Origin of the sequence: Staphylococcus equorum, assembly GCF_001747895.1 — a bacterium.
Classification (GTDB): Bacteria; Bacillota; Bacilli; order Staphylococcales; family Staphylococcaceae; genus Staphylococcus; species Staphylococcus equorum_A.
The window spans coordinates 1-13,192 of sequence record NZ_LNNB01000010.1 but is presented as its reverse complement, the minus strand read 5'-3'; the positions used below and the strand labels follow the sequence as shown (position 1 = coordinate 13,192).

Below are 13,192 nucleotides of genomic sequence, written 5' to 3'. Positions count from 1 at the left end.
TGAAAGGTCAATGATGTTGACTTTATTTTTCACTATTTTTTATATGTTAATTCTAACTGATGAATCATATGTGTCAGCATTTCATTATTCGGCGTCGCCACACCACAGGCTTTACCGTATGTAACAATTTGTCCATTTAAATAATCTATTTCTGTTAGACGCCCTTTATATAAATCTTGATGCATCGATGGATAATGTAAGCCTTGTGACTCAATTGGATAAGCAGCTTCAATTTTGTTAATTAAATTTTCAAAATTGAGTTCTAATCCACGGGCTTTTGCTACAGCTACAATTTCTTCAATAATAGGAATAACCATTTGTCGTGCTTGTTCATATTGTGAAAATTGGTTTATTGTTTTATCTAAAATCGTACATAATGGATTCAATACACTGTTCAATGTAGCTTTTGACCATATAGATTCAAAGACGTTGTCACTGATCGTAGAATTTAATTTTGCATTATTAAAAATTGTATTAATCGCTTCTGTACGATAGTCTTCGCCACCGTCTGCACGTTGCAGTTCTATTGTGCCTGTACCTTCTAACAGTATTTGTCCAGGGCCTCTTAATCCTGCTGTCCACATCGTGACTGCTAAAAATATTTGTGATTTCGGTATAATTTTGGCAAAACGTTCTTCATGTCCTAAGCCATTCATCATTGTTAATACCGCCGTCGTTTCTTTAATCGCATTAGCTTCATTCAACGCCTCAATCATTGCTTCTGTATCCATCGCTTTGGTTAAAATGATAATCAAATCATATTGTTCATCGATTTGTTCTGGCAACTGCGCTTTGATATTAATATGATATGTTTCCTTTTCTGTTTGTATATTCAAGCCATGTTGCTGAATATTCGTAATGTGTTCTGTCCAATAATCTATTAAAGTTACATCATATCCTGCTTGGGCAATTTGCGTTCCAACACGACCACCCATTGCTCCTGCTCCTGCAATTGCTATCTTAACCATATAATCATCCTCTTCTTTATTTCATAATAGTAATTCAACAAGTTAATTACATTATTTGTAGTTAGAAATTGTTTAATATTTAAATGACATAAAGTGATTTTTATAATTTAGTCTTTCTTATTCTCGTCTTTTAAATATTTCACTTCTTGGAATCCTGTACGATAAGAAGCAAATTCTTCCATTATCGCATACCAATCATTGCCTACTTTTTTCTGTATATCTTGAAATAAATCATTTTGCGTTTTATTAAGTTCTTGTACTAATTTTTTTCCTTTTTCTGTGGGGTACAAAGCTTTAATACGTTTATCCGCTTCAGTGGGTTGTTCAGTAATATATGCCTCATCTTTTAATTTTTTCAACGTTGCATGACTGCCTTGTTTAGAAATCTCTAAACTTTTCAATAAATCTTTTATTGTAATTCCAGGTACTTTTTCGATAAAAAACAAGAACCTATGATGTTGTCTATTTAAGCCATATGCTTCAATAATTTCATCTGCTGTATTTATAAACGTTTTGTAAGCAAAATAAAATAACAAATTCTCATAATCATTATTATTACCTTCCATTATTCACATTCCTTTTTTATAATTTTTAGCGCATCAGCGGGGGTTACTAATTAATGTATTGATAACACTTCAGTCGAACTCTACAAGTGCTTTAAATGTGGCTCCAATAATCCGGAAAGCTCTCCTACTAAAGTATCTATATCACATGGTTTTGATTCTTCAATCCACCATATAATAACGCCTACTACAGCAGAGGATAAAAACTGGGCAGTAATTTCACTGTTTTGTTTATTTATGGTGTCGCGCATTTTCTTTGATAATGTTTGCTTAAGCATATTAAGATCTGATTTTTTAACCAAAGTTTTCAAAATATCGTACTGATCGTCAATCACGTACATGACTTCACGCAACGTTTCTTTATTATCTCCTGATTCTGCAAGATAAAGATTGCATTTATCCACTGCTGCACCCAAAATATAATCAATTGCATGGTCTAAAATGTCGTACTTATCTATAAAATTCAAATAAATGGTACCTCTATTTATATTGGCACGTTGAGCAATATCATTCATTGATATTTTATCAAAGTCCTTTTCTCTAATCAGTTCAACAAAGCTACGAATAATAAGTTTTTGGGATTTTTCTTTTCGTTTATCCATTTTAACTCCTTTTAATATCAACAATTTTTAATATTTGTTCATTAAACATCAACAAGGTTGTATTGTTCATTGAGTTTAAATCTTATTAATGATAACTTCAAGTTATTAAACAATTGTTCAATAATTAAACTGGAGTGATAATGATATGAAAATTTTAATATATGGTGCAGGTGTACAGGGGCAATTTTTAGCTCACGCACTAAATACCAAAGATAATGACATTACAATGTTTGCACGTGGAAAAACTTTAGAGCAGTTGAATCAAAAAGGTTTAAAACTTAAGCATTCATTGCAAAGGAAGACGACAAATGAACCTATAACAACGATAAGTACACTTTCAGAACATGATATTTATGATGTTATTTTTGTAACTATGAAGTATTCAGATTTTTACAATGTTGTACCAACACTAGCTCAAAACAAAAGTGAAAACGTTATTTTCATTGGAAATAACATGAACCCTAAATTACTACAAAACACATTAACGCAACAAAGTAATCACCCTAAGCATATCACTTTCGGCTTTTTAATGACTGGTGGTTCAAGAGAAGCAAGTCATACTAATATTTTAAGATTTAATGCTGGAGAACTCAAAGTAGGTAACATGTATGGAGAAATTACTTTTTCAGTCAAACTGAATTCAATATTTAAAAATGCAAAAATCAAACTAACTTATGAGCAGAACTTTGAAGATTGGTTGATGTCACACGCTGCTTTAGTATTACCGTTAAACATGCTATTTATTCTAAAACAAAACCAAAATACTAGCGCGCATACGTTAACCAAAGAAACGATAGCTGCTTTTAATGAACTACATCAATTATTAGAACACAAAGGCCATACTATAAGACCAAAAGCACAGTCTGTTATTTTGAAAAATTTCAAAGGATTATCCAATATAGCATTAAAAACAATTATGAACATTGGACTCATCAATCAAACACAAGGTTCTTTTAAAGAGCTTGAAGCACTTTATAACGATGTTAAAGTACTCAATCAAAATACAGCACTAACTACAAGTCATCTAGACGCTCTATTTGAAACGAGCAAATCCTTCAGTTAAAACGACTCAATTCAGTGCAGTTAAAAAGGAGTGGGTATACGAAATTAAATTTTGATTTCGTATACCCACTCCCACTATGCTGACTAGATGATAGGTTTGTTCTTTAATTTAGGTTATTTTATTTCAATTGTACGTTTCTTTAGAAATGAAGCATATCCTAAAATTACGTAAATCACAGTCACGATTGCAAATATTACTTCAAATATCGATACAAAATACAGCACATTTTGTACTTTATAAGGTAAAGTTTCAATTTTAAGTAAGTTATATAGTGATGTTGCTGTTGTCACCCAAGGAAAGGTTAATGCTGAAAATGAAAATCTAAAATTCAACTTATATAATTTCGGTATAAATGTTAATGAGTATATAAATATGAGTTGAGAGATAATCAACATCGGTATAATGTAAAACAGTTGTGTATGTTCTACACTTAATAAATAACCATTTAAACAAAGCGAAGCTGGTGCTGCTATGATGATTGTCATAGGAAATTGATTTTCGTTATATAATCGCCACGTCTTTTTGAACAGTACGATACATATCAATATTAAAAAACATAGCGTCGCTATATACACAATCAATTCACCAAAGAATGGTGAAAAATCTTCAGCAGTTTCTGAAATAACGCCAATTCCCACAAATGTAACAAACCAACTGGTACTCGGAACGATGTGTTCATTTTTATGTAAATAAATATGGTAATAAATAAACAAACCAATAATAACAAACTGCAGTATTACAACGAGCCACCACAACCAAATTATGATTTCCCAGGTAATATTGAGTTGGTGATATAAGATATAAAGTAATGTCAGAAATGTCATGGTTATCGTAGGAAAAGTTGCACATATATTGCGATCAGATAATTCTTTCAACACAATTCTAGGAAATTTTATACATTTTAGTATAAATAACCCCACCACAATAACGCTAATAATTAAAAATATTGTAGCTAAAACATTTCGTTCCATAATGTATAAAAGATTACTTAACGCTGAAATACCTAGTGCTAAGCCACAAATAGCAGTCGGTATTACACTTATAAATTTTCGAAACATATCATTTATTAATCCTTTTTATTTATATTTGAATATTACATACATAGTAACTATACTATTTTATCGAACTCCAAGCGTTACATCTGTTTATATTGCTTTGAAAACCGATATTATTCATCTTGTTTATCAAATAAATTTTAGCACTAATATATGACAGATAATACCTCATTGGGAATAATTTTTTATATAACAAGCAGCCCACTTTTATTCATTATGGACTGCTTTACTTTATCTTCATTACAGTTGTATATTAATCTTCAATAATGTCTAATCCATCTTTCCGTAATTGTTCTAATCCTTTTAACATTTGTTCAATATCATCATTGGAGTGTCGTTCCCATGTAGCTAATTTTGCTACAATTCTCAAAGGTTCCGTCGAGCGATATGAGCGAGTAGGGTTGCCAGGAAATTTTTTATCTGTGACATTAGGATCATTTTCAAATGCCCCCATGGGTTCAATAATATAAATATGCTCTTGTGCCGGTTCGTCAGCTAACGCAGCCGCAAGTTCGGCGCCCCACTTAGCTGTGTCTAAAGCGCCAGTAAAATAAATATGGTTCATTTTACGATTTTGATAATTAGAAATACGTTGAGTTTGTAGTAAATCACCTATTTGTAATTCAACCTTTGTCCCATGAAAAAATGGTCCTTGATCCAACACTTCTTTTTGTTCTACCATTGTTCAACACTCCTTCTTCCTCTAAGCTATTCACCAGTATAAACCGCTAAACAATAAAGAAGTAGTCTATAATAATAATATTATTTAATGTATAATTAAGACAAAGGACATCTTATTTTAAATCATATTGATAAAAAAGAGGCGGAAGGAAATCAAAATTCGAAATTTGATTTCCTCTGCCCACCCCACAAGTACGATTCTATAACCTTTCTAAATGAATCATTTCATCTGCTTTGTCTGTAAAAATGCCATCGACGCCCCAATTCGCTAATTGGTTTGCACGCAATTGCTTATTTACTGTCCACACATTTAACACATATCCAGCATTTTTAATTTTTTTAACACGTGCTTGCGTCAATTTAGCATCTTCAATATTCACTATTTTCGAACCACAATAATCTAATAGCGTTCTCCAATCATCACCAAAAGCTGCAGATTTAAATATGACAGCTCTCTCATAGTCTGGCATGAACTGCTCTGCTAATTTCACTAAAACCAAATTAAAGCTTGATATCAATACTTTTAATTCCACATCTAAATCTTTTAATTTATCTGCAACTTGTTTAATCATACTTTCTGACAGTACTGTGCCATTCGGACCTGTAACGCCCTTCAATTCAATATTCAAGTTCATATCATAGGCATTTGCCAATTCAATTACTTCATCAAACGTAGGTAGTTTTTCTGCTTCAAATTCTGTTCCAAACCAGCTACCTGCTGATGTATCTTTGATGTCGTCATAATTTAATTGTGTCACTTCTCCTACCATATTCGTTGTTCTATCTAAAAAATCATCATGAATTAAAATCAACTGTTCATCTTTGGTAATCGCTACATCTAACTCAATCCATTTTAATCCAGGCGTATTTCCAGCTTCTTTATAAGATGCGAGTGTATTTTCTGGCGCTTTACTTGGTAAACCTCTATGTCCATAAACAGTAAACATACCATCATCCTCTTCAATTTAAATTTAATGCAAGTATGATATGGTCTCAAAGATATTTCAAATATTCTTTGTTAATTCTGCATATTAATATAAAAAAACGCCCTTGAATTCTATAACAGAATTTCAAGAACGTTTTATTTTATCATCTTAATTTATGCTTTTGAGTTTACGTATGAAGTTGGGTCTACTGAATAACCGTTACCAATTCCGCCTTCCATGCGTTGGAAGTGTAAATGTGGTGCAGTAGAGTTACCAGTGCTACCTGATTCACCGATTTGTTGTCCTTCTTTAACTTGGTCACCTTTTTGAACGTTTAATGAATTCATGTGCATATACCATTGATAGTTGTCACTATTTTGTTCTTGGATTGTAACTTGGTTTCCGCCACCATAATTACTCCAACCACTTTGTACAACAGTACCATCTGCTAATGAATATACTGGCGTGTTTTCATCCATTGCATAGTCGACACCGTAATGTGCGCCGCCACCATGATATTGACCATATGGTTGCATTTGACTATTACTTGTTAACCAATTTGATGAACTTGTGCTGTTATTGTTGTTTGAAGCTTCTGATGAAGGTGCCGCTTCTTGTTGCGTAGCTTGTCCTTCATTAGAACTATTTGTGTTTGTTGATTCTGTAGCAGGTGTATTTGTTGTGTTCTCTACGTTATTTGACGTTGCATTTTGTTTCACATCTTCAACACCATTACCGTCATTGCGTGTATAACTACTTTCATAGTTTTCGTTTGATGATGTGTTATTTTGTGTATAAGATGCGTTGTCGTTAGTTGTTGTGCTTTGTTCTTGTGATGAAGTTTGAGCAGAAACTTCATTATTAGAACTTTGTGGTACTTCTTGTGATTGCGCTGGTGCTTCATTTACATCGTAGCCACTCTGTTGAACAGCTTCATGACTTTTATCAGCACTATAGTTGTTATCATTATATGCATTTGTTGCATTCGTATTTGTTGAGTTTGTGCCTTGATCATTCATAGGGAAATAGTAATAATGGTAATTCCCTTCTTCATCAATTAAATAGAAATAATATTGTTGTTGATCAAACATTGATTGATCCCAGTTTCCATCTAATGTATGGTGATAATTCCCACTATTATCTTCATCAATATAACCATATTCAAAGATATCATTTGTAGATTGGTTACTTGAATATTGCGTACCTGATTGATTATTCTCTGATGCTTCTGCATCTGACTGTGCTATGCCCACTGCTCCCAATGACAATGTAGCAATTGTTGCTGTAACGATTTTTTTCATAATTAATAAATCCTCCCAAAATTTTTCCTTAGCTAACAATAGCAAAGAAATTATATTAAGAGAATAGCAGAAACTGATTTTTAATTTTTTGGTAATTGATTTGAGACACCTGTAATTATTTTGAAAATTCTATCTATAATATATATTAAAATATGCTTGGTATAAATTTTAAACATAACCACTTCTCAATGATATAAAAATTATAGCATTACACCTTTTAAAAGAACTAATGCCTTTTTTATATTATTTGTTACATGATACTATAGATATATTAAGATTGAAGGGGGCACATAATGGAGGATTTGAAAAACAGCTATGTAAATAGAGGTTCAAAAGCATATATTAAAATTATCGTTGCGCTTTTCATTTCAGGATTCACTATTTTTTCAATACTATATAGCGTTCAACCATTGATCCCCCATTTCACACAATCATTTAATGTGAGTGAAACCGTTGCAAGTTTGGCATTGTCGGCAGCAACCTTGACATTAGCTTTTGCTATGTTAGTTTTTGGTGCAATATCGGAAGTAATTGGACGTAAACCTATTATGATTTTTTCTGTAATTTCGGTGTCATTATTAGCACTAGTGCAACCCTTTATTACAGATTTCAATACCTTCTTAATTGTTAGGCTTATACAAGGTATCTGTTTAGCAGGCTTACCCTCTATCGCCATGGCATATATCGGCGAAGAAATTTCTGCGCATAGTTTACCCGAGGCAATGGGTATTTATATAAGTGGCAATGCCTTTGGTGGTGCGTTTGGTAGAATATTCACTGGATTTATTTCAAGTATTTATGGTTATCAAGTCGGCTTATTCTCCATTGCAATTATTAGTGTTGTCGCAGCAATATTATTTGCTTTCTTACTACCAGCATCTCGACATTTTGAGAAGCAACGTTTTTCTGTTAAAGCATTAGTATTGAGCTATAGTCAACATTTGAAAAACATTCGTTTACTAAAACCTTTCATGATTGGATTTCTATTATTAGGCTGTAACATCGCTGCTTTTAACTATATTGGCTTTGTGTTGGCAGCTAAACCTTATCAATTGCACGACAGTATTATTAGCTTTGTTTATTTATTATTCTTAATTGGTATGATATCTTCTATATTAAATGCAAAATTACGTACTAAATTAGGTACATTAAACGCCTTAAAATTTAGCATCTTACTATTAATCGTTGGTATTTGGATTACACTTTTACCTTTTTTAGTTTTTAAAATACTCGGATTAGCATTCAGTGTTTATGCATTTTTCAGTGGTCACGCGATAGCAAGTGGTGTAGTTGCAAGTCGTGCTGAACATCATAAAGCGCAAGCATCTAGTTTATATTTATTATTTTATTACATGGGTTCATCTATTGGTGGTACATTAGCAGGTATCTTCTATGGGCTGATACAATGGCCAGGTGTTGTATTTATGATCACAGCTTTCATGCTTATTGCATTCATTATTTCATTAACAATCAAACAAAAAACGGCTTAAAAATCTTAAAATCAAGATTTTTAAGCCGTTTCTTTATACTTCTTCAGCATTTTCGTCCAAGTTTATGAATGTTATTCCATAGGTGTCATTTGTGCTTCAAATTCATCAAGGAGTGTCCGAACCTCATCTGTTGTACTTGTGCTCATTAACTGATGTCTCAGTTCACTTGCTCCTTTGATACCGCGTACGTATACTTTAAAGAATCTGCGTAATGGTTTAAACTGACGCGTTTCTTCTTTTGTATATTTATCGAATAGGTCAAGATGAAGTCTTAACAGCCCTAAAAGCTCTTCACTCGTATGTTCTCTCGGTTCTTTTTCAAATGCATGCGGGTTTTGGAAAATCCCACGTCCAATCATTACACCGTCAATACCATACTTCTCTGCCAGTTCAAGGCCTGTTTTTCTATCCGGTATATCTCCATTAATCGTTAACAATGTCTCTGGTGCAATTTCATCACGAACCTTTTTAATTTCTCCAATTAATTCCCAATGCGCATCTACTTTACTCATCTCTTTGCGCGTCCGAAGGTGAATCGACAGGTTCGCAATATCCTGTTCGAACACATGTGTCAGCCATTCTCTCCACTCATCAATATCAGAATAGCCAAGTCGAGTTTTAACACTTACTGGCAGGCCTCCTGCTTTAGCTGCCTGAATAATTTCAGCTGCAGTTTCAGGACGTTGAATTAGACCTGAACCTTTACCTTTCGTTGCAACGTTCGGCACTGGACAGCCCATATTTAAATCTATGCCTTTAAAGCCCATTTCTGCCATACCGATACTCATTTCACGGAAGTGATCTGGCTTATCTCCCCAAATATGAGCGACAATAGGCTGTTCATCTTCAGTAAATGTTAAGCGTCCGCGTACACTGTGTACACCTTCCGGGTGGCAAAAGCTTTCTGTATTTGTAAACTCAGTGAAGAAAACGTCAGGTCTGCCTGCTTCACTGACAACATGACGAAAAACAACATCTGTAACATCTTCCATTGGTGCCAAAACAAAAAATGGACGCGGTAATTCACGCCAAAAATTTTCTTTCATATATATTTAAACCTTCTTATCTATTATTATCTCGAATTTTTATCCATGACGATATTACCACAAAAAGTCAATTTACACAAAAGTATTATGACTGCTAAAAAGCCTGCATAGAGTGCTTCTACACGTGTATATAACTCTTCTAACTTTTTTTCTTCAAACCAGTTTTCTCTTTTGAATATATCATTTAATTTCTGACTCTATAACTATACATACTGCTTAATAGTCCAACGCAAAGTATAGTCGCCGCAAAAATTAATGCTGCATTATAATTTCCTGATTCACCAATTAATACACCAGAAAGTGCTGGTGCAATCATTTGTCCCAAACTGTAAATAACAGTTAATGAAGCAACTAAATTTATTTTACTATTACTTTGAAACATTAACGTTTGTGCTTTAGACATAAACAATGTCGTTAAACCAAGAAACGTAGCACCAAATAAAATAGAACTTATCACTAAACTCGTCATGCTTTCTGAAAAGACAGGCAATATTACGGCAATAATTTGTAAAATAAATGCTAAATTAGTTGCTTTACCGTGTCCTAATTTTTCAGCCATCATAGACCATAAAATCGTAGATGGAATAGCTCCCAACCCTACAAACATCCAACTTAACGCTGCATAATCTGCAAACTCAGGTATAGATTTAACGATTGCTACTAAGAATGTTCCTGTAATTATGTAACCCGCACCTTCACAAAAATACGCTATTGAAAATCCCCAAATAAATTTTTTATTCAACTTAATTTTTGGTTTATCTTCTTTTTCATTTAAGTTTTGTGTTTCATTTTCAATATTTGAATTTTGACGCATACCAAAAATTACAAAACTTCCCATAACTAAAGCAAAAACACCAAGTAAAACCCACGTTGTCTTCCAATTATTTTCTGTAGTAAATAAAAATATAAATATACTACTTGTGAAAATGCCTAGACCCACACCACTATAAAGCATACCTGAGATACGACCCTTGTTCGCTGCTCTCAATGCTTCGAGGGCCACATTTGAGGCTAAGACAAAAACGGTTCCACTTGTGATACCTGCAATTAAACGAAAAATAATCCACAATGTAAAATTATCAAACAGTCCCATCAATATTGTTGAAACTATATTGATCAGTAAGTAAACTTTCAAATCTGTAACCTTGCTAAATACAACTATCCATATAGGAATAATTGCTCCAATTAAATAACCTAAGTAATTAATAGTTGCCAGTAATCCTGCGCTCTGATTATCCATATGTCCCGTTTGTTGCATAAATGGCATAATAGGTGTGTATGCAAAACGACCAATTGCCATAACAATAAACAAACAAATCATCCCTAATATGAGTTGCCGATAAGCTTTTTGCATTTTCCCACACCCTTCCTTAGTAATTATTCCATTATACGCCTAAGCTATATTTTTAGAAATGGCATATCATTAATAAGTTATATAGTAAAAATAAGACGGAAGCTCTATCTAAAGAGCATTCCGTCTTATTGATTTTGTAATACTATAATATCTTTCTCATTATAATATTAATTTTTATTGGTGATCTTCTTTATTTTTACGACGTCTTCCAATTAATAAGAACGCACCAAACATAGCTAATAATGAACTTAATAATCCATTGGCTTGGTTCTCACTTTCACCCGTGTCAGGTAATTTATCTACCTTTTTATTATCTGAGTTACCAAGTTTATTTTTGTCATTATTCAGATTTGAAATAATACCTTTCTTATCTTTAATTTGTAATACATCGCCTTTCGAACCTTCTGCTGTTTCAGCTTTATCGTTAATTGAAGTATTCGAAAGTTTGTTGCTACTATTTATATTTCCATATAGTTTTCCATCTTTCGCTTTATTACCATTCAAACCTAATTTATTGCTTGAATCATAATTATTGCTAGTATTATCGTGAACATTCGATTGGTTAGAGGTTGAATTACTATTGCTACTCACGATAATTGTTGTTCTAGATGTATTGCCTTTCTTATCAATCGCTGACACTTGTATTTTATCCCCAGGTTTTACATTGACATTAGTAGGTATATTAATTACGTATTTGCCTTGATTATCAGCCTTACCTGTTATGACAGTTCCATCCGGGAACTTAACTGTAATTGTCGAATTCGGTTTAGCTTGACCTGTAATTTGCGTAGATCCAGTCGTTACTCCACTCACTGTTGGCACTACTGGTGTGATTGTATTTTTAATAGTTAATCTTGTTTCTAAAGATACGTTTCCTGATCCATCTGTTGATGTGATAACCAAATCTTCGTTACCATTCAACTGCTTATCTAATGGTAAATCTATTACGTAATTTCCTTGATTATCTACTGTACCTGTAACTGTACTTCCATCTGGGAACTTCACTGTTATTGTGGAGCCTGGTTCGCCTGTTCCTGTTACTTTCATGTCTCCACTGGTCACCTCATTCACCGTTGGGGCTACAGGTGCTGTCGTATCTTTAACAGTCAATCTTGTTTCTGGTGATACATTACCTGATCCATCTGTTGATGTGATAACCAAATCTTCATTGCCATTCAATTGCTTATCTAATGGTAAATAGATCACGTAATTTCCTTGATTATCGACTGTGCCTGTTACTGTACTTCCATCTGGGAATTTAACTGTAATTGTTGAACCTGCTTCACCTGTTCCCGTAATTTGTGTACCTTCGCTTGTAACCTCATTCACCGTTGGGGATACAGGTGCTGTCGTATCTTTAACCGTTAATCGCGTTTCTGACGATACGTTTCCTGATCCATCTGTTGATGTGATAACTAACTCTTCGTTTCCATTCAATGGCTTATCAGCTGGTAAATCGATCACGTAATTTCCTTGATTATCTATTTTATCTGTTAATACACTTCCATCTGGGAATTTAACTGTGATTGTTGAGCCTGGTTCGCCTGTTCCTGTTACTTTCATGCCTTCACTTGTCACTTCATTCACCGTTGGGGCTACAGGTGCCGTCGCATCTTTAACTGTTAATCTTGTTTCTGACGATACATTTCCTGATCGGTCAGTAGCCGTAACAATTAACTCTTCGTTTCCATTCAATGGCTTATCTAATGGTAAATCGATCACATAATTTCCTTGATTATCGACTGTACCCGTTACCACACTTCCATCTGGGAATTTAACCGTAATCGTTGAATTTGGTTCGCCTGTTCCCGTAACTTGCGTACCTTCACTTGTCACTTCATTCACCGTTGGTGCTACAGGTGCTGTCGTATCTTTAACCGTTAATATTGTTTCTGGTGACACATTGCCCGCACCATCTGTTGATGTGATGACCAACTCTTCGTTACCATTCAATTGCTTATCTACTGGTAAATCAATCACATAGTTTCCTTGATCATCTACTTTACCTGTTAATACACTTCCATCTGGGAATTTAACTGTAATTGTTGAGCCTGCTTCACCTGTTCCCGTAACTTGTGTGCCTTCACTTGTCACTTCATTCACCGTTGGAGTGACTGGCGCCGTCACATCTGTAACAGTTAAT

Annotated in this window: 12 protein-coding genes; 2 read left to right on the top strand and 10 right to left on the bottom strand. The window is 33.7% G+C overall.

Annotation, left to right across the window (positions count from 1 at the left end):
- Positions 1-32: 32 nt before the first annotated feature.
- The 3 genes from AST02_RS06010 to AST02_RS06000 all read right to left on the bottom strand — a co-directional run bounded on the left by AST02_RS06010 (position 33) and on the right by AST02_RS06000 (position 2,133).
- A complete protein-coding gene (locus AST02_RS06010; RefSeq protein WP_069816510.1) occupies positions 33-968 on the bottom strand; it encodes a ketopantoate reductase family protein in 936 nt (311 codons plus the stop codon).
- Positions 969-1,075: 107 nt separating this feature from the next.
- Complete coding sequence (locus AST02_RS06005; RefSeq protein ID WP_069816508.1) at positions 1,076-1,534, bottom strand: MarR family winged helix-turn-helix transcriptional regulator; 459 nt, start codon at positions 1,532-1,534, stop codon at positions 1,076-1,078.
- Positions 1,535-1,614: 80 nt separating this feature from the next.
- Positions 1,615-2,133, bottom strand: coding sequence for a TetR/AcrR family transcriptional regulator (locus tag AST02_RS06000; RefSeq protein ID WP_069816506.1), 519 nt, complete (start codon positions 2,131-2,133; stop codon positions 1,615-1,617).
- A gap of 145 nt (positions 2,134-2,278) precedes the next feature.
- Between AST02_RS06000 and AST02_RS05995 the strand changes: the two genes are divergently transcribed.
- Complete coding sequence (locus AST02_RS05995) at positions 2,279-3,196, top strand: ketopantoate reductase family protein (RefSeq protein WP_069816504.1); 918 nt, start codon at positions 2,279-2,281, stop codon at positions 3,194-3,196.
- 113 nt (positions 3,197-3,309) lie between these two features.
- Here the strand turns inward: AST02_RS05995 and AST02_RS05990 are convergent, their stop codons facing one another.
- The 4 genes from AST02_RS05990 to AST02_RS05975 form a co-directional block, all read right to left on the bottom strand.
- Positions 3,310-4,254 (bottom strand): TDT family transporter, encoded by a 945-nt coding sequence (locus AST02_RS05990; protein ID WP_069816502.1) that lies wholly within the window; start codon positions 4,252-4,254, stop codon positions 3,310-3,312.
- A 250-nt stretch (positions 4,255-4,504) separates the two neighbouring features.
- Positions 4,505-4,933, bottom strand: a complete 429-nt coding sequence (gene arr, locus AST02_RS05985) for an NAD(+)--rifampin ADP-ribosyltransferase (protein WP_069816500.1) — start codon at positions 4,931-4,933, stop codon at positions 4,505-4,507.
- 199 nt (positions 4,934-5,132) lie between these two features.
- On the bottom strand, positions 5,133-5,879 hold the full coding sequence (locus AST02_RS05980) for a glycerophosphodiester phosphodiesterase family protein (RefSeq protein WP_069816498.1): 747 nt from the start codon (positions 5,877-5,879) through the stop codon (positions 5,133-5,135).
- 152 nt (positions 5,880-6,031) lie between these two features.
- A complete protein-coding gene (locus tag AST02_RS05975) occupies positions 6,032-7,159 on the bottom strand; it encodes a M23 family metallopeptidase (RefSeq protein WP_069816497.1) in 1,128 nt (375 codons plus the stop codon).
- Between the two features lie 293 nt (positions 7,160-7,452).
- Here AST02_RS05975 and AST02_RS05970 point away from each other — a divergent pair, with 293 nt between their 5' ends.
- The gene (locus AST02_RS05970; RefSeq protein WP_069816495.1) at positions 7,453-8,649 is read left to right on the top strand and encodes an MFS transporter; all 1,197 of its coding nucleotides are present in this window, start codon (positions 7,453-7,455) and stop codon (positions 8,647-8,649) included.
- A gap of 71 nt (positions 8,650-8,720) precedes the next feature.
- Here the strand turns inward: AST02_RS05970 and AST02_RS05965 are convergent, their stop codons facing one another.
- From AST02_RS05965 to AST02_RS05955, 3 genes are all read right to left on the bottom strand, one after another.
- Positions 8,721-9,695, bottom strand: a complete 975-nt coding sequence (locus AST02_RS05965) for a tRNA dihydrouridine synthase (RefSeq protein ID WP_069816493.1) — start codon at positions 9,693-9,695, stop codon at positions 8,721-8,723.
- A gap of 184 nt (positions 9,696-9,879) precedes the next feature.
- Positions 9,880-11,049, bottom strand: a complete 1,170-nt coding sequence (locus AST02_RS05960) for a YbfB/YjiJ family MFS transporter (protein ID WP_069816491.1) — start codon at positions 11,047-11,049, stop codon at positions 9,880-9,882.
- Between the two features lie 174 nt (positions 11,050-11,223).
- On the bottom strand, positions 11,224-13,192 hold a 1,969-nt coding region (locus tag AST02_RS05955; RefSeq protein ID WP_141714587.1), incomplete at its 5' end, for an Ig-like domain-containing protein.

Bases quoted from the DNA above. Each gene is read 5' to 3' on its own strand.
- AST02_RS05980 (WP_069816498.1), bottom strand. From the start codon at position 5,879: ATGTTTACTGTTTATGGACATAGAGGTTTACCAAGTAAAGCGCCAGAA.
- AST02_RS05965 (WP_069816493.1), bottom strand. From the start codon at position 9,695: ATGAAAGAAAATTTTTGGCGTGAATTACCGCGTCCATTTTTTGTTTTG.
- AST02_RS06000 (WP_069816506.1), bottom strand. From the start codon at position 2,133: ATGGATAAACGAAAAGAAAAATCCCAAAAACTTATTATTCGTAGCTTT.
- AST02_RS05990 (WP_069816502.1), bottom strand. From the start codon at position 4,254: ATGTTTCGAAAATTTATAAGTGTAATACCGACTGCTATTTGTGGCTTA.
- AST02_RS05995 (WP_069816504.1), top strand. From the start codon at position 2,279: ATGAAAATTTTAATATATGGTGCAGGTGTACAGGGGCAATTTTTAGCT.
- arr (WP_069816500.1), bottom strand. From the start codon at position 4,933: ATGGTAGAACAAAAAGAAGTGTTGGATCAAGGACCATTTTTTCATGGG.
- AST02_RS05970 (WP_069816495.1), top strand. From the start codon at position 7,453: ATGGAGGATTTGAAAAACAGCTATGTAAATAGAGGTTCAAAAGCATAT.
- AST02_RS05975 (WP_069816497.1), bottom strand. From the start codon at position 7,159: ATGAAAAAAATCGTTACAGCAACAATTGCTACATTGTCATTGGGAGCA.
- AST02_RS05960 (WP_069816491.1), bottom strand. From the start codon at position 11,049: ATGCAAAAAGCTTATCGGCAACTCATATTAGGGATGATTTGTTTGTTT.
- AST02_RS06010 (WP_069816510.1), bottom strand. From the start codon at position 968: ATGGTTAAGATAGCAATTGCAGGAGCAGGAGCAATGGGTGGTCGTGTT.
- AST02_RS06005 (WP_069816508.1), bottom strand. From the start codon at position 1,534: ATGGAAGGTAATAATAATGATTATGAGAATTTGTTATTTTATTTTGCT.